We start from the raw sequence: 16,969 nt of genomic DNA on the forward strand, positions 1-16,969 counted from the left end.
CTGTGACTGGATTCCCGGATGTGAGGCCCCGTCGGCTGCGTCAATCGGCGGCGATGCGCAGGCTGGTCGCCGAGACCACGCTCGAGCCGCGGCAGCTGATCCTGCCGATGTTCGTCCGGGAAGGGGCCCGCGACCCGATCGCGATCAGCTCCATGCCGGGGGTCTACCAGCACACCCGGGACACCGCGCGGAAGGCCGTCGCCGAGGCGGCCCGGCTCGGGCTCGGCGGCGTGATGCTGTTCGGGGTCCCCGAGGAGAAGGACGAGGTCGGTTCGGGTGCGCTCGACCCGAACGGCATCCTGAACGTCGCGATCCGCGATGCGGTGCACGAGGCCGGTGACTCGCTGCTGGTGATGTCGGACCTGTGCCTCGACGAGTTCACCTCGCACGGGCACTGCGGCGTACTGGATTCCGAAGGCCGCGTGGACAACGACGCGACGCTGAAGATCTACGCCGAGATGGGCGTCGCGCAGGCCGAGGCCGGCGCGCACATCGTCGGCCCGTCCGGGATGATGGACGGCCAGGTCGGCGTCGTACGGCGGGCTCTGGACGCGTCCGGGTTCGTGGACACGGTGATCCTGGCCTACGCGGTGAAGTACGCGTCGAGCTTCTTCGGGCCGTTCCGGGAGGCTGTCGGCTCGTCGCTGCAGGGCGACCGGAAGACGTACCAGCAGGACGGCGCGAACGCGCGCGACGCCATTCGCGAGGTCGATCTGGATGTCGCCGAGGGCGCGGACATCGTGATGGTGAAGCCGGCGCTGGCGTATCTCGACATCATCCGGCAGGTGCGCGACCACGTGACGTTGCCGGTGGCGGCGTACAACATCTCCGGTGAGTACGCGATGGTCGAGGCGGCCGCGGCGAACGGGTGGATCGACCGCGAGCGGGCGATCGTGGAGACGCTGACGTCGATCCGGCGGGCGGGTGCGGACCAGATCCTGACCTACTGGGCGGCCGAGGCCGTCGAGCTGCTGGCGCGTCGCTGATCCGTCGTTCGGATACGCTCGGGCTGTGTCCACGGAGCCGAACGAGCAGTCGAACCACGCCCTCGAGGCAGCGCGCGACCAGTTGCAGGCCGCCCGCGCCGAGCTGCAGAGCGCGGAAGAAGCTCTCCGCGCTGCGCTCGCCGCTGACGAAGAGGCCGGGGGCAACGAATGAGTACGCCGGCGCAGGAGCAGCAGCGCGCGCAGGAGCGGGCGGCCTGGCTGGCTGAGACGGCCGCCAACGCGCTGTCGGCTGCCCGGTCGTCGCTCGGGCGGGCCGCAGACGTCACGCGGGATGTGGACAACTTCCTGCGGCGGAGCGAGCAAGAGGTCTTCGAGCTGCCGGGTCAGGCGAACCGGATTGCGGTCGAGAGCGAACCGCGCCCTTGGGTGCGGAACGTCCAGCAGTTGGCTGATCAGGCCGACCAGCGGGTCCGGTACGGCCAGCAAGGCATCAACGAGGTGCGTGACCGCCTGTCCGACGGAGCCCGTGCGCTGAAGGCCGGCCGGGACGCGCTCACCGAGTTGTCCGAGCTTCCCGTCGAGCACGACCAAGCTGCGATGTCGCGACTCTCGAGCCGGATCGACGCCCTGGACCGGGCGGTCGTCGACTTCGGCGAGGGCATCGACAACGCCGACCGTCGCCTGGTCGCCACCCGCGAGACCCTCGACCCCCTGATCAACTCCAGCGCCAACGTCCAGGACCGCGACGCCACAGCCGCCGGCATCACGAACGCCGCCCAGACCGCCGACTCCCAGCTCATGCACACCCGCGCCGGCCTCAACACCCTCAACCAGGCCTTCGACAACACCCAGGCCGACTCGCACCACGCCGCCGCCGAATCAGCCGACCTCGCCCGCGCCTTCCACGCAGCCGCCAACCCCACCCCCCGCACCGACCAACAAACCCAACCCGCCGCCGCCGACGAGGCCCACCACCCCAAGTCCGACATAGCCTCCCGCCTCCGCGACCTCTAACCGCTACAGCCCCACGCACGTCGTACGAGCTAGCCGCCTGAGCCCCCCGCACCCTCTAGCGGCTTCAGTACCACGCCGCCCGGCCGCACGTCGTACCGGCTCGCCGTCCGAGCCCCGCACCCTCGAGCGGGTGCAGGCCCACGCCGCCCGGCCGCACGTCGTACCGGCTCGCCGCCCGAGCCCCGCACCCTCTAGTGGGTTCAGGCCGACGCCGGCGGGCGCACGTCGTACCGGCTCGCCGCGCGAGCCCCGTCACCTCTAGCGGGTTCAGGCCCACGCCGGCGGGCGCACGTCGTACCGGCTCGCCGCCCGAGCCCTTCTGCCCTCAGCCCTCGCCGCCGCGAACCTCAGCCATCCTCTCCACGCCGCTGTCCTCGGCGCCGTCTGCCCCTGCGCATTTGACCGGATATCCCCTCAATGTGCTGGTTCTCCCCTCGAATTTCGGGCGGAGAAGGGGCAAGCTCCGGGGATCTCCCCTGAAATTGCCGTCGGTGGGGGAGGGGCGGTGGGGCGTGAAACGTTGGTGATATGCCGCAGGGGCATGGTGGGGTGCGTGGATGATCCAGCGGGGTTTCGGGCGGTGGATGCTGCACGGGGCGACTACTTCGTGCGGTTCTTGGACGCGCGTGCGGAGGTGCCGGCGGAGCTGGTGGTCAAGGGGGGTGATCGCCGGGCTGCTGGATGTCCGGGTGGGGATGGCGGTGCTGGATGTGGGATCGGGGACAGGGGACGACCTGATCGGCATCGCCGCTCTGGTGGAGGAAGGTGGCCGGGCCGTCGGGGTGGATGTGAGTACGGCGATGGTTGCCGAGGCGAGGCGGCGTACGGCGGAAGCGGGGGTGCCGGCCGAGTTCGTCGTGGGGGACGTGACCCGGCTGGAGTTCGCCGACGCCTGCTTCGACCGGGTACGGGCGGAACGGGTGCTGATGGCGATGGCCGACTGGAGCAGGGCGAGCGCGAGGGCTGGCTGTGCTCTGGTGGGGTCTGCTTTACCGCGGTGGGCTATCGGACGACGGTGTAGTCGGACTGGACGAAGCCGGCCTTCAGCGTTCGGGTGGCGTTGTGGACCAGAGTGATGTCGTGGTCGAGGTCGCCGAACAGGCGTAGGCCGGAGCCGATCAGGACCGGTGCCGTGGTGATGGTGAGCTCGTTGAGCAGGCCGGCCTGGAGGAAGGTCTGGATGACCTTGCCGCCGTCGGCGTAGATGCGCTGCGCGCCGCGGTCGGCGAGAGTCTCGACCAGGCCGTCCAGCGTGCGGTGGACGATGACGCGCTCGTCGACGTCGGGGTCGAGCGTTGTACTGAGGACCTCGACGTGTTTGCCTTCGTAGGGCCAGAAGTCGAACGAGAGGACCTTCTCGAAGGTGTTGCGGCCCATCACGACGGTGTCGATCGACGCCATGAACTCGTCGTACCCGGTGTCACCGGCCTGCTCGCCACGGTCGGTCAGCCACTCGATCGAACCGTCGGTCCGCGCGATGTAGCCGTCGAGGCTGGTCGCGATGAAAACCGCCACATGGAAGCTCACACCCCCAATTGTAGGGTGGGAGCACCGATCCGCTCCGACGCACCAAATAAGTTGCCTGCGGCAACTACTGCCGCTGGCGTGATCACCGGTACGTCGGTCCGCGTCGCCGCGACAGAACGCCGTGACCCTCCGACGTAGTACTGCGCGACGTTGTTCCGTACACCACCCTTCCGGGGTCGAGCAGGTTTTCCTCCGCGCACCTCCGTGACTTTGTCGAGTTTGCCTTTCGGACGTGTAAAGGTCAGGGTGGGTGGGCAGGTTCGAGACGTTTCCGGATTCGCCTCCCCGTTCGGGGCCGGGAACCGGTAGCCTCGTGCCGCCGTACCAGTCAGCCCCGCCGTCCGCGACGGAACTGCCGGAGTGCCCAAACCGGTCAGGAGACCACGTCTTGCAGGAGAACACCAGCAACACCAGTACTGGCGAACTGGCGAACGTACCCCTCACCGGGGCGGACAAGGTCGCCTACGCCTTCTACGCCACGGCGGCCGCGGCCGCCCTCGTCGGTCAGGTGTGGGCCGGTGTCACCCACATCCCGTGGCCGGACAGTGGCTTCTCGCCGTTCCTCAAGATCGTCCTCGTCACTCCGGCGGTGGCGGTCCTCGAGCTCGGTGGTGTCGCCACCGCCGCGCTCGCCGACCTGCGGCGGCGCAAGGGTGAGACGGCCTACGCGTACCGGGCGATGTCGTTGTTCGCCGCGGTCGTCGCGGTCGTCTTCAACGTGATCGGTCACTGGCGGCCGGAGGAGCGCTTCCTGGCGTTCGGCTTCGGCGGCCTGTCGGCGTTCGCCTATGTGCTGTGGCTGATCCACAGCTCGGCCCGCCGCCGCGACGCGCTGCGTCGCGCCGGGCAGATGATGACGACCTCACCGGTGTACGGCGTGGTGCAGTGGGCGCGGGAGCCGAAGGTGACCTGGCAGGCGCGGTCGCTGGCGATCGAGCACGGCTACGGTCTCTACGAGAGCCTGCACGCGGCCCGGCACCAGATCCGGAACAAGACCCGTCGGGACGCGATCGCGAGCACGGTCGCGGAGTACATCCGTTCCGAGCACCAGGACGAGCGGCTGGCGAAGATCGCCGAGACGACGTACGACCCGGACCGGCTGGCCGGCATGCTCGAGGACCGGATCAACTACGAGGTCATCACCAACAAGCTGACCAAGGCGATCTCCCCGCCGCCGGAGCCGGAGGAGACTCCGGACCCGGACCTGCGCGCGGCCGTCTGGGTCGTCGAGGGCGAGGCGCCGCGGGCACGCCAGATCCGCGCCTCCGACACCGGCGTCTCACTGCGCGACGAAGGCGCCTGGGGCGACGCGATGACCGGCGAGCTGATGGCCGTGGACTACCTGCCCTACGACCGCAGTACCGACGAGTCGGTCGCCGAGGCGATCGTGGTCGAGGACCAGAGCGAGCAGAAGCACGTCGTACAGAACGGCAAGGCCAACGGCAAGCTCAAGGCGACCGCTCCGAAGGAGAAGGTCGAGCCGGTCGTGCAGAAGCCGGCCGCGCCGTCCCCGTTCGCTGAGCCGACCGACAACGAGCCCCCGGCCCTGATCACCACCGCGACCGAGTCGAAGGCCAAGGACGAGTCGCCCAAGGGTGACGACGAGCCGGAGCCGACCGCCCTCGAGAAGAAGCGGATGCGCGCCTGGGCCCTGCTGGCCGACTGGCCCGAGGACCGCGAGCGCACCGCGCAGTCCCTCGCCGCCGCGATCGCCTCCAGCGAGCCGATGGCCGCCCGCTTCATCCAGCAGTACGACGTCGAGCACGGCCTGGCCACCACCTCGCCGAACTGACCCGATCGTCCCCGGAGCCCGCGCCGATCCCCGGCGCGGGCTCTTACGTTTCCCAGACCGGCACTGACGGCAGTCCCAACCGCGCGCGAGCCGCGTCTGTGAGTCGCTGGACGACCTCCGTCTTCGCAACGGTGTAGTCGAACCCGCTCAGCCCCTCAGCAGCCAGCCGCCGCTTCAGATCGCCGTACTCCTGTACGGCGGCCGGCGTCTCCCGCAGGTAGTCGCGCAAGATCCGCTGGTTGAGCCCACCCCACACCTCCGCCGGAAACACATGCAGGTTGTGCGTCAGCACCCCATCCACAACCCGCGTATAAGTACGCCGCCCAGGCGGCCCCGCCGGCTCATGCACGAACCCAAGCCCCCGCAACTCCGCATCCCGCCGCGCAACTGCCTCCAGATCCTCAGCCGCCGCCGCGACATCGATCACCGGCTTCGCCACCAACCCCGGTACGGCGGTACTCCCGATGTGCTCGATCTCCCTCACCGAGTCCGCAAGCGCCGTCCGCAACGCCCTCGCCATCCCCGCGAACTGCTCAGCCCAAGCCTCGTCGTACTCCGCCAGCACCGTCATGCCCGGAGGCTAACCGGCCGAAGGTGCGCCGGTAGCCGGTCGGGGTGATGGCGAAGGCCTTCGTGAAGTGCTGCCGGAGCAGGACAGCGGTGCCGAAGCCGGTGCTGGTGGCGATCTGATCGACGGTGAGCCTCGTAGTCTCGAGGAGCTCCTGCGCGCGCGTCAGGCGCTGCCGGATCAGCCACTGCAGGGGAGTCGTCCCGGTCTGGGCGCGGAACTGCCGGCTCAGCGTGCGGGTGCTCATCGCCGCGTGCGCCGCGATCGTGGCGAGGGTGAGCTGCTCGGCGAGGTGGTCGCGCATCCAGCGCAGCACGGGCTCCAGCGAGTCGTTGCCTGCGGCAACAGGTGCGGTGACGAACTGGGCTTGGCCACCGGCCCGGTGCGGCGCCATCACCAACTGCCGGGCGACCGTCGCCGCGACCGCCGAACCGTGGTCGCGACGGACCAGGTGCAGACAGAGATCCAGGCCGGCGGTCACCCCGGCCGAGGTCAGAACGTCTCCGTCGTCCAGATAGAGCGCGTCGGTGACCACCTCCACCGCTGGGTAGCGGCGAGCCAGTTCGCCCGCGTGCGCCCAGTGGGTGGTCGCTCGGCGTCCGTCGAGCAACCCGGCGGACGCGAGCACGAAGGCGCCGGTGCAGATCGACGCCACCCGGATGCCGCGGCGATGGGCCTCGCGGACGAGCTCGACGGCCTCGGGCGCGGCCTCGAAGGCGGCCGGGACGATCACGGTGTGCGCGTCCAACGCCGCCCGCAACGGGTACGGCGGGTCGGCCTGGAAGATCGGCTGTCGATGCGCCACGACCGTCGTACGACGCGAGCCACACACCTGGACGTCGTACAGGGCGGCGCCGGTGCGTGGGTCGGCCGCGGTCGCGAACACCTGGCAGGCGCCGGCCAGCTCGATTCCGACGCTCCCCTCGAGGACGAGCGCGGCCACGGTGAGCATGGCGCGAATCTACTGGATCATGTCTTTCCAGCCACTCTGCCGGCGGGTCCCGCCGCGTCAGGGTGGACGGATGCGAATCGACGTACTGATGTTCGAGGGAGTCGCCGAGGTGGATGCGCTGGCGACGTACGCCGTCTTTGCCAACGCGAAACGGCGTGGTGTCGGAGTGGATCCGCGGCTCGTCACCGCGGATGGCGCGACCACGGTGAAGGGTTGCTACGGCACGACGTTCAGCGAGCTGGAGCCGTGGTCACCCGAGACGGCCGGCGTGCTCGCGGTGTCCGGTGGCTGGATCGAGGAGGAGATTGCCCGCGGAGTCATCCCGGCGCAGCTTGCGGCCGCCAAGCAGACCGCTGGCCCCGGGATGATCCTGGCGGGGATCGACTCCGGCGCGATCCTGCTCGGTGCGGCCGGTCTGATCGCAGGGCGCCCGGCGACGACGCATCGTCCCGGCTACGACCTCCTGCGGGCGTACGCCGAGGTCATCGATGCCCGCGTCGTCGACGACGGTGACCTGGTCACCTGCGGCAGCGGCTGGTTCGCCGGAGTGGATCTCGCTTGCTGGCTGCTCGAGCGTGAACTGAACGCCACGTCCGAGGTCGTGGCCTTGGAGCAGTGGATCGGGCGGGACCGGCAGGGGACGGTCTGGCGTCGCTAGAGGGTCCGGCCCGGGGTGCCGGTGCCATCGACACCGGCGGACCCAAGACCGCCTGATCCCCATTTGATGGGTGGACCGCCGAAGTTGGAGGTTCCCCCACCGGATTCTCGGGTGGGAACCTCCCGTTTGGTGGGTGCACCCACCAAACGGGAAGCGGGAAGCCGGGGGCTACTTGGTGGCGAAGGTGTAGATGGTGCTGGTTTTGTAGGTCTGGCCGGGGCGCAGGACGGTGGAGGGGAAGTTGGGCTGGTTGGGGGAGTCGGGGAAGTGCTGGGTCTCGAAGGCGAAGGCGTCGCCCTGGCGGTAGGCCTTGTGGCCGATGCCCCGGAAGGTGCCGTCGAGGAAGTTGCCGCTGTAGAACTGGGCGCCTGGCTGGTCGGTGTGCACGGTGACAGTGCGGCCGTCCTCGGGCTCCCAGAAGCGGGCGGCGAACCGCAGGCCGTCTGAGCCGATCTTGCTGCTGAGCACGAAGTTGTGGTCGTACCCGCGGCCGACGACGAGCTGCGGGTGGTCGCCGCGCAGCCGGGCGCCGATCGCGGTCGGCTTGGTGAAGTCGAACGGCGTCCCGGCGACCGGGGCGAGCTCACCGGTCGGGATCAGGCCGGCGTCGACCGGGGTGTACTTGGTCGCGGCCAGCTCGAGCACGTGGCGGTCGATCGGGCCGCTGCCCTCACCGGCCAGGTTGAAGTACACGTGGTTGGTCAGGTTCACGATGGTCGGCTTGCCCTTGACCGTCGCGTGGTAGTCGATCCGCAGGTTGTCCTCGCGGTCGAGCGTGTAGGTGACGGTCGTGGTGAGCTCACCGGGGAAGCCCATCTCGCCGTCCGGGCTGACGTAGCTGAACGCGACGCCGACCGCCTTGGAGGTCTGCACGGTCTTGGCCGACCAGACCCGCTTGTCGAAGCCCGTCGTACCGCCGTGCAGGGCGTTCTCGCCGTTGTTGATCGGGATCTGGTACGACGTCCCGTCGATCGAGAACTTGCCCTTCGCGATCCGGTTGCCGTAGCGGCCGATGGTCGCACCGAAGTACGGGCTGAGCGCCGCGTAGTCGGGCAGGTTGTCGAAGCCGAGGCTGATGTTCTTCACCCGGCCGCGCCGGTCCGGCGTCTCGATCCGCTGCAGGGTGGCGCCCCAGGTCAGCATCGAGATGGTGACCCGGCCGTTGGAGAACGTGTAGACGTCAACCTTCTTGCCGTCCGGGGTGGTACCGAACGGGTCCTTGCGGATCTCCAGCTTGCCGTGGTGTGCGCCCATGGCCGCCAACTTATCCGGCGTTGCGGTCGCGGCCGTCGCGGTGCTGCTCAGGGCACCGGCGGCGGCAGCGCCCAGGCCGAGGGCTCCGGCCGTCCGGAGTACCTGACGGCGAGGCAGGTGATCGGGCATCGCATTCCCCTCACTGAAAGTCGGCTTCGGTAGCGGGAGCGTTTCCACGCCCACCCCGCGCACTGTAAGCATTCCGGTCCAGTGTTTGGAATAGTTCGGAACGGTGTGAATTCGTCCGACCTCTCCAACGTTGTGAAGATGCCCGGTACGGCATGACCGGATCGGTCCGCTGCCCGCCGCGATCGGGCCTACCCGGTACGGCGACGGTCGGTGACGATGGAGCCATGAGCCGAACCGCACTTCTCGTCGTCGACGTCCAGGAATCCTTCCGGGTCCGCCCGAGCTGGCAGCTCGTGAACCACCCCGATATCGCCGATCGGGTCGGCCGCTTGGTGACCGCCGCGCGGTCCGCCGGCGACCTCGTCGTCTGGGTCCTGCACACCGAACCAGGCACCGGTACGACGTTCGACCCGGCCGGCGGACACGTCCGGCTGATCGATGGTCTGGAGCCGATCGAGGGCGAGCCGGTGATCACCAAGACCGCGCACAACGCCTTCACCACCACGAATCTGCAGCAACTCCTCACCCAGCAGAACGTCGACCGGATCGTCGTCAGCGGCATCCGTACCGAGCAGTGTTGTGAGACCACCGCCCGGATCGGCTCCGACCTCGGGTACGACGTCGTGTTCGTCACCGAGGCCACCGCGACGATGCCGCTACCGCACTGGACACTGCCCGCGGATGCCACCAACGAGGAGATCCTGGCCGACCCCCGGACGCTGTCCGCGGAGGCGGTCACCGAACGTACCGAGTACGCGCTCGCGGGCCGGTTCGCCACCATCCGGACCATCGACGACATCGCCGCCGTACCCGTGTCATCCTGACCGGATGGGGAGTATCCGGGTCGTCTTCGTCCTGGTGCCGAAGCTGCACCTGCTGGACCTGGCCGGGCCGGCGCAGGTCTTCTCGACCGCCGAGACCCTCGGCTACGGCTACGAGCTGACCTATGTGGCCGAGGCCGATGAGGTGATGACCGCGCAGGGCGTGCCGCTGAAGACACAATCCGAGTGGCCGGAGCTCGGTCCGGACGACCTGATCGTCGTACCGGGCTGGCGGTCGCCGCGACTGCTTCCGGTACCGCCGATCGGCCCCGAGACGCAGCAGCGGCTGCGCGATCATCACGCGGCCGGGGGATCGGTCGCGAGCGTCTGCTCCGGAGCTGATGCCCTTGGGGCGGCCGGGTTGCTCGACGGCCGCCGCTACACGACCCACCACGACCTGACCGAGATGATGGCCGCTCGCTACCCGCGGGCGATCATCGTCCGGGATGTCCTGTACGTCGTCGACGACCGCGTCATCACCTCCGCCGGCATCGCCAGCGGGATCGACCTCGCCCTGCATCTGGTCGCGGTCGCTCGGGGTGCCGAGGCGGCGGCGCGGGTCGCGCGCGAGATGGTGGTCTACGCCCGTCGCAACGGCGACGAACTGCAGGAGAGCGCGATGCTGCGGCATCGCGGTCACCTGAGCGACCTCGCTCATCGGGTCCAGGACGTGATCGATGCCCGGTACGCCGACCGCCTGCTGCTCGCGGATCTCGCCGACCAGGCCGGCGTCAGCGAGCGCACGCTGACCCGCATGTTCACCACCGCAACCGGCCTCACCCCGTTGCGCTACCAACAGCTCCTCAGGCTCGAACGGGCCGAGCACCTGATCGGCCACGGCAGCACGATCGAGGCCGCCGCCCGCGCCGTCGGCTTCGAAGACGCGCGCATGCTCCGCCGCCTCCGCTCCCGCACCCTCACCTAACGTCCGAGTTGGTTGCAACGTCCGAAAACTCGCCGACCAGCGCCGGCGAGTCTTCGGACGTTAACTACTTCGTCTTGTACGCCGCCGTCAGCTTGACGACCGCCGTACCGAGCTGGCCGGACAGTGCCGAGTGTTCGGCATCCGAGGTCAGCTTGGAGGTGGGCTCGGTGATGTTCTGGCCGATCTTGTTCTGGGCGATCCACCGGGCTGCGCTGACGACTGCGTCGCCTTCGGCGAAGGTGTCGACCTTCGTGCGGTCCAGGAGCTTGGCCGACTGCTCGAGAGCAGCCAGGGCGATGGTTGCCTTCGGCCCCGACCAGTCCTTGGTCTGGAGCGCGACCTCGGCCGCGACTGCGGCCGCGAGGGCGTAGACGTCGTGCTTGCGGAGCAAGGTGTTCCGGGCATCGGTCAGCTTCTGCCGGGCCGCCGCCTGCGTGGTCAGACCCCACCCGAACGGGTACTGCGGGTCGTACGACGCGTCGCCCACGTTGATCGGCGCCTGCGCCTCGGTCCGCGGCCAGCTGACCGGCAACCGGCCACTGAACGGCTTCTTGCCGAACAGTACGTCGGCCACACCCGCGCCCTCGGTTCCCGGCAGCCACGACGCGACCAGCGCGTTGATCTTGCCGAGCTGGTCGGACACGACCTCCGGCCGTCCGGAGACCGTCAGTACGACGCACTTCATCGCACCGCAGACCTTGTCCACCGCGGCCTTGTCGGCAGCCGTCAGCAACTGGTCGTGCCCGTTGCCCACGTCACCGACTCCTTCGGCGTACGGGCGTTCGCCGACCACAACGACTCCCACGTCATGCCCCTCGAGCGGGGCCGAGGCGTCCGCGGAGAAGGTTGCCGTCGGCACCACCTGCTTGATGCCGTCCAGGATCGTCGTACCGGTGGTGGAAGCACCGGACTTGCCCTGCCAGGTGATACTCCAGCCGCCGAGCTGATTGCCCAGGTCGTTGGCGTTGCTTCCGGCAACGTAGACCTTCGATGTCGATGCCAGTGGCAACAGATTGCCGTCGTTCTTCAGCAGCACCTGGGACTTCGCCGCGGCCTCCCGGCCGACCGCTCGGTGCGCGGCCGAACCGACCGTGCTCAGCTGCGTCGGGTCGGAGTATGGGTGCTCGAACAGGCCGAGCTTGAACTTCTCCCCGAGGATCCGCCGGTTCGCGTCGTCGATCCGGCTGAGCGGCACCCGCCCGGCACCGACCTCGGCGGTCAGCCCCTGGGTGAACTCCTGGTACCGCGACGGCACCATGATCATGTCCAGGCCGGCGTTGATCGAGGTCCGGATGTCGCTCGGGTAGTCGCCCGGCAGCTGGTCGATCGCCTGCCAGTCACTGATCACGAACCCATCGAAGCCCATCCGCTTCTTCAGGACCCCGTTGATCAGCTCGTCGTTCCCGTGCATCTTCACCGGCGGCGCGCCGTCGATCGAGACGCTCGAGAACGACGGCATCACCGTGCCGACACCGAGGTCGACCGCGGTCTGGAACTGGGCCAGGTGCAGCCTCTCCAGCTCCTCGCGGGTGACCTGGGTGATGCCCTGGTCCAGCTTGTAACCACCGGTCGTCGACGACCCGTACGTCGTACCACCGTCGCCGGCGTAGTGCTTCGCCGACGCGAGGACGCGGTCCTTGTTCTTCAACTGGCTGCCGTCGGCCTTGCCCTGCATGCCGGTGATGACGGTCGCCATCGAGTTCACCAGTGCCGGGTCCTCACCGAAGCCCTCGTACGCGCGGCCCCAGCGGTCGTCGCGGACCACGCACAGGCACGGCGCGAAGTCCCACGGGATGCCGGTCGCGCGTACCTCGGTCGCCGTCACTTCACCGGTACGGCGGGCCAGGTCCGGGTCACGAGTCGCGCCCAGGCCGATGTTGTGCGGGAGGATCGTCGCGCCGACCACGTTGTTGTGACCGTGCACGGCGTCGACCCCGTAGATCAGCGGGATCTGCAGCCGGGTGGCCTGCGCGCTCCGCTGGAAGGTGTCGATCATCGCGGCCCAGGAGGCCGGGGTGTTCGGCGACGGCACCGAGCCGCCACCGGACAGCAGCGAGCCGAGCGCGTACGTCGAGATGTCGCTGCGGGACTTGAGCGCGTTCCGCTCGGCCTGGGTCATCTGGCCGATCTTCTCCGCCAGCGTCATCCGGGAGAGGAGATCGTCGACCCGCTTCTTCACCGGAAGCTTCGGGTTGAGGTACGGCAGGTCGTGCGCGTCGATCACCACGACCGGCTGGGTCACCGGCGACTTGGCCCCGGTGACGGTCAGGTTCACCGGGATCGTCTCGGCGACCTCGGCGGTCCGGTCCTTCTTGGTCACCACGGTCACGGTCTGGCTCGTGCCGGACGCCGTACCGGCCGGGAAGGTGAGCGTGCCGGAGACCGGTGCGTAGTCGTCGGCACCGGCGGTTCCGCCGCCGGCGGTGTAGGCGACGGTGACCGGCTCCTCGAGCGGGGTGCTTCCGGTGGTCGCGACGGCGACCTTCACCTGGGCGCTGCCGCCCTCCTTGACCGGGTAGACCTCGGCGTCCGTGCTGACGCTCGCCTTGAGCGCGGGGTCGGCCTTGCCGTAGGTCTCGACCTGGTCGATCTCGAACTGACCGGGTGAGCCGACCGGCATCGTGAACGCGTAGCCCCACATCTGGGTCAGTCCCAGGACGTGGTCGATGCCACCCACCGGTTGGTAGTCACCGCGGTACACGAAGTCGCTGAACGGGATCTCGACCTGCTGCCAGCCCTGCCAGTCGTCGGTGAAGCTGGTGTTCCACAGCTCCGACGCCTCGGCGTTCGCGCCGCCGTCCTTGATCTCGAGGAAGATCCGCTTCCCGGTGCCGGGCTCGGTCTGGGCGGTGTTCTGGCCGTACCACCAGAACCGGATGCCCTTGGACGCCGACCAGTTCCCGGGGTTCTGGTCGTACGTGATGTCGTGGCTGAAACCGCCGTACCCGCTGATGTTGTACGTGCCGTGCAGGACTGAGCCGCCTGCCGGAGCGTCCGCGCGGGTCTGCAGTTCCATCGTGGGCGGGTCGTCGGCGTCACTGCCCCAGCCGAAGATGCCGGCGTTCGGCGGGGACGCGAACGGTTCGGCCCCCTCGAAGGCGGCCAGCGTGATGGGTGCCGGGTCGTCGGCAACGGCCGGGCTCGCCACCAGCGAGCCGGCCAGCAACGCGGCAGCGGTGATCACGGCCGTTCGTCGTCGGGTACTACGGACAATGGGCCACCTGGGCATGGGCGACTCTCCTGAGCTCCAGCGCGGGCGCGCGCCCGCGTCGCGCCCGACTCTGGGCGCTCCGGCCGCTCAGATCAAGACCTGGCCGCTTCCGGAACTAGAGCGCTCTCATAGATCAGGGCCGGCGGTCATCGCGCCAATGACCGGGGAAGGTGCAGAGCGTCGATGCCGATGCCGAGATCGCGCAGCAGGACCACGAGTTCCGAGTGGCGTTGGCTGGCTCGGTCCTGCTCGCCCAGGGCCGCGTGGACTGCAGCGAGTCGGGCCAGGTCGTGGGCGAGTTCGAGTCGGACGCCCTCGCGCTCATGTCGCAGCAAGGCTTGCTGGAGCAACGGGGCCGCCTCAGCTGCTCGACCACGGATGAGCAGGATGTCGGCGCGCAGGCGCAACTCCTCGTCGGTCGGCTCCGCGCCCGGTACGCGCGGACCGCCTGCAGCGGAGCTGTCGTCGAGGATGTACTCGGCACGAGAGACGTCATCGGCGCGCAGCGCGATCGCCGCCCGGGTGTGGGCGACGTCGAGAAGGACGGTGCGGTCCTCCAGGCTCTTGGCGAGCTGTTCGGCCTCGTCCAGCGCTCGCTCGGCCGCCGCCACGTCACCGGTCAGAGCGAGGCAGTCGGCGTAGGCGATGAGCCAGATGCTCAATCGCCGGGATGGCCCGCGCTCCCGTTCAGCTTGCAGATTCTCAGCGATCAGCGCCGCACCACGGACGGGGTTTCCAGTGCGCGCCAGCAGTACGCCGAGGTGTCCGTGTGCCTGGGCCACCATCATGGTGTCGTCGCGGTCCATCGCCCGGGACGAGGCTTCCTCGAGCCGTGCCGTCGCCTCCTCGAAGCGACCGAGCTCGCGCAGTGCGCAGCCCAGCTGGACCAGGGCGTTCTGCTCCATCGACCCGGCATCGAGCTTGCGGGCGACGGCGAGCTGCGACTCTGCCAGTTCAGCCAGCTCGGAGAACCGGCCGACCTCGGCAGCTGTGTGGAACAACGACCGCAGGACGCCCCAGCGCAGTACCAGGTCCGAACAGTCGACGACCCGCCGCAGCAGGCCGGCGCGGACGTGCGTCTCGCCGCGGACCACGAGGTAGCCGTCCGAGCGCAGTGCGAGCGCGGCCGCCAGATCGAGCTCACCGGCGCGGGCCAGCGCGTGGACGAGGTCGCGGATGCTGCCGATCTCCGCGTCGAACCAGGCTGCAGGTTGTTCCGCCGCGACGGTCACCCGACGAGGCGGGAGACCTGCCGGGATCGTCGTGCCGTCCGGACCGACCACCGGGCGCAGCCCATGGCCGAAGCCGTCGTCGGCCTGCGAAGCCAGCCCCAGCCAGGCCATCGCGGCGGCACGGCGACAGCCTGCGACAGCACCCGCGTCCTCCTCACGGGCAGCGCGCTCGCCGGCGAACGCCGCCACCAAGGGATGCAGAGTGAACCGGAGCTGTCCCGCGGCATCGCGACCGCAGGGCTCGACGAGATGGACGTCGACAAGTTCGTCCAGCGCCCGCGAGCCCAGCAGTACGTCGTCCTCCAGCAGCACGCCGGCGAACCACGCCGGCCAGGTCGTCACCGAAACGGCGGCGACTCGTCGGAGCAGCTGCTGAGCGGGCCGGGACAGGTGCCCGTCGTACGACAGCGCGATGCTCGCCCGTACGTCGACGTCCCCGATCGCGAGCTCGTCCAACCGCACGTGCTCCTCGCTGAGGTGGTCGACCACCTCAGCCAGGTCGACGACACCGGACGCCAGCCGGGCGGCGACGACCATCAGCGCGAGCGGGAGGTGACCGCACAGCTGCACGGCAGACCGGGCGAGTCCCGGTACCGGATCGGTGACGTCTCGACCTGCCTGCAGCAGATCGACGGCGACCTCGGTCGACAGCGTCGGTACGTTGCGGCGGAGTACGTCGTCGAGGCCGGCCAGCCGGTGACGTGAGGTGACGATCGCGGCCGAACGCGGCGACGGTGGGAGCAGGTCGCGCACCTGTCGTTCGTCGAGGGCGTCGTCCAGCACCACCAGTACGCGGCGGTTCGCGATCGCACTGCGATAGAGCGCCAGCCGCTCCGCACGTTGAACGTGGGCCGGGGGAGCGGTGGCGCCGAGCGCGCGGAGGAACCGGTCGATGATCTCGTCGGGGTCACGTGGGTCATGCGAGGTGCCGTCCAACTCGGCGTACAGGGTGCCGTCGGGGTACTCGTCCTGGATGCGGTCGGCGAGAACGACAGCGAGCGAGGTCTTGCCGATGCCGCCCGCTCCGACGAGAAGCACCGTGCCCGGACGTGGTTCAGGTGTCCGTAGGACCTCGGTCAACTCGACGAGGAGCTCGTCACGTCCGGCAAGAGCGATCGGGCGGGGCAGCTGCCGGGGCACGTGGCGAGGAGACGCCGACGGCGGTTCGACGTCTCGCAGAAGGTTGGAGTGGGTCTCCTGGAGATCCTGCCCTGGCTCGACACCGAACTCGGCGACGAGCCGGCGACGCAGGTCCTGGTAGGCGCTCAGAGCCTCGGTACGGCGGCCGCTCCGGGCCAGGGCACGCAGTCGCAGGTCGTGCAGGCCTTCGTGGAGTGGATCGGTGGCCAGTAAGACCTGCACCGTCTCGAGGACGCCGGCGTGATCATGCGTGGCGAGCTGCGCCTGGGCGAGTGCTTCCCCGGCCGCAACCCGCTCACGGTGGAGCGACTCGCGGGTCGCCGCGGCCCAGTCACCGGACAGGTCCGCGAGGGCGTCCCCGCGCCACAGCGCCAACGCAGCGTCCAGCTCGGTCCGGGCGTCGTCGTACTGCTCGTCCTGCAGGTGCTCGCGCCCACGGAGGACGGACAGCCGGAAGGTGTGCAGGTCGAGTCCGTGGTCGGCGAGCCTGAGCTGATAACCCAGCGGACGGGTCACGATGAGGGCCGCGTCCAGCTTGTGGCGCAGCCGGGCGATCAGGTTGTGCAGCTGCTGCCGGGCCGACTGCGGGGGTTGAGTCCAGACCGTGTCGATCAGCCGGTCGGACGGCGTGACCCGGTCGGCGTTGATGAGCAGCATCGCCAGTACGAGCCGCTCCCGGCTGCCGAGAGCGATGGGCTGGGCGCCCACCTCGACCGGTCCGAGTACGCGAAAGTACACGCTGCATTCTCGGTCAAGATCGGGCGCACGTATACCCACGCCCCCGACAACTGGGGGTTAG

The 16,969-nt window shown here is 69.4% G+C and carries 14 protein-coding genes; 8 read left to right on the forward strand and 6 right to left on the reverse strand.

Annotated elements, in window-relative coordinates; all coding sequences use genetic code 11:
- The first annotated feature begins 2 nt into the window (after positions 1-2).
- From hemB to ACIA49_RS08870, 4 genes are all read left to right on the forward strand, one after another.
- Entirely contained in the window at positions 3-986 is a 984-nt protein-coding gene (hemB, locus tag ACIA49_RS08855) for a porphobilinogen synthase (RefSeq protein ID WP_396376546.1), read from the forward strand.
- Positions 987-1,011: 25 nt separating this feature from the next.
- Positions 1,012-1,158 (forward strand): hypothetical protein, encoded by a 147-nt coding sequence (locus tag ACIA49_RS08860; RefSeq protein ID WP_396376547.1) that lies wholly within the window; start codon positions 1,012-1,014, stop codon positions 1,156-1,158.
- Positions 1,155-1,961, forward strand: a complete 807-nt coding sequence (locus ACIA49_RS08865; protein ID WP_396376548.1) for a hypothetical protein — start codon at positions 1,155-1,157, stop codon at positions 1,959-1,961. Before ACIA49_RS08860 ends, ACIA49_RS08865 begins: the two co-directional genes overlap by 4 nt.
- Before the next feature lie 584 nt (positions 1,962-2,545).
- A complete protein-coding gene (locus ACIA49_RS08870; protein WP_396377176.1) occupies positions 2,546-3,037 on the forward strand; it encodes a methyltransferase domain-containing protein in 492 nt (163 codons plus the stop codon).
- On the opposite strand, the gene ACIA49_RS08875 is transcribed toward ACIA49_RS08870, so the two are convergent.
- The gene (locus ACIA49_RS08875; RefSeq protein ID WP_396376549.1) at positions 2,964-3,488 is read right to left on the reverse strand and encodes a dihydrofolate reductase family protein; all 525 of its coding nucleotides are present in this window, start codon (positions 3,486-3,488) and stop codon (positions 2,964-2,966) included. The genes ACIA49_RS08870 and ACIA49_RS08875 overlap by 74 nt on opposite strands.
- A gap of 388 nt (positions 3,489-3,876) precedes the next feature.
- Between ACIA49_RS08875 and ACIA49_RS08880 the strand changes: the two genes are divergently transcribed.
- Positions 3,877-5,280, forward strand: coding sequence for a hypothetical protein (locus ACIA49_RS08880; protein WP_396376550.1), 1,404 nt, complete (start codon positions 3,877-3,879; stop codon positions 5,278-5,280).
- 43 nt (positions 5,281-5,323) lie between these two features.
- On the opposite strand, the gene ACIA49_RS08885 is transcribed toward ACIA49_RS08880, so the two are convergent.
- Together ACIA49_RS08885 and ACIA49_RS08890 are read right to left on the reverse strand one after the other, a co-directional pair.
- Complete coding sequence (locus ACIA49_RS08885) at positions 5,324-5,851, reverse strand: GrpB family protein (protein ID WP_396376551.1); 528 nt, start codon at positions 5,849-5,851, stop codon at positions 5,324-5,326.
- Positions 5,814-6,800, reverse strand: a complete 987-nt coding sequence (locus ACIA49_RS08890) for a GlxA family transcriptional regulator (RefSeq protein ID WP_396376552.1) — start codon at positions 6,798-6,800, stop codon at positions 5,814-5,816. The genes ACIA49_RS08885 and ACIA49_RS08890 overlap by 38 nt, the downstream gene beginning before the upstream one ends.
- 70 nt (positions 6,801-6,870) lie before the next feature.
- On the opposite strand from ACIA49_RS08890, the gene ACIA49_RS08895 reads away from it, so the two are divergent.
- Positions 6,871-7,458, forward strand: a complete 588-nt coding sequence (locus ACIA49_RS08895; RefSeq protein WP_396376553.1) for a DJ-1/PfpI family protein — start codon at positions 6,871-6,873, stop codon at positions 7,456-7,458.
- Positions 7,459-7,626: 168 nt separating this feature from the next.
- Here ACIA49_RS08895 and ACIA49_RS08900 read toward each other — a convergent pair whose 3' ends face one another.
- Entirely contained in the window at positions 7,627-8,841 is a 1,215-nt protein-coding gene (locus tag ACIA49_RS08900) for an aldose epimerase family protein (protein ID WP_396376554.1), read from the reverse strand.
- Positions 8,842-9,065: 224 nt separating this feature from the next.
- Between ACIA49_RS08900 and ACIA49_RS08905 the strand changes: the two genes are divergently transcribed.
- Positions 9,066-9,665 carry a cysteine hydrolase family protein gene (locus tag ACIA49_RS08905; protein ID WP_396376555.1) on the forward strand — a complete coding sequence of 200 codons (600 nt, stop codon included), beginning with the start codon at positions 9,066-9,068 and terminating at the stop codon, positions 9,663-9,665.
- A 4-nt stretch (positions 9,666-9,669) separates the two neighbouring features.
- On the forward strand, positions 9,670-10,587 hold the full coding sequence (locus ACIA49_RS08910; RefSeq protein WP_396376557.1) for a GlxA family transcriptional regulator: 918 nt from the start codon (positions 9,670-9,672) through the stop codon (positions 10,585-10,587).
- Between the two features lie 64 nt (positions 10,588-10,651).
- Here the strand turns inward: ACIA49_RS08910 and ACIA49_RS08915 are convergent, their stop codons facing one another.
- Both ACIA49_RS08915 and ACIA49_RS08920 read right to left on the reverse strand, forming a co-directional pair.
- Positions 10,652-13,771, reverse strand: coding sequence for a glycoside hydrolase family 3 N-terminal domain-containing protein (locus ACIA49_RS08915; protein ID WP_396376558.1), 3,120 nt, complete (start codon positions 13,769-13,771; stop codon positions 10,652-10,654).
- A 173-nt stretch (positions 13,772-13,944) separates the two neighbouring features.
- The gene (locus tag ACIA49_RS08920) at positions 13,945-16,908 is read right to left on the reverse strand and encodes a BTAD domain-containing putative transcriptional regulator (protein WP_396376559.1); all 2,964 of its coding nucleotides are present in this window, start codon (positions 16,906-16,908) and stop codon (positions 13,945-13,947) included.
- Between the last annotated feature and the right edge of the window lie 61 nt (positions 16,909-16,969).

Source organism: Kribbella sp. NPDC051587, assembly GCF_044453945.1.
Taxonomy (GTDB): Bacteria; Actinomycetota; Actinomycetes; order Propionibacteriales; family Kribbellaceae; genus Kribbella.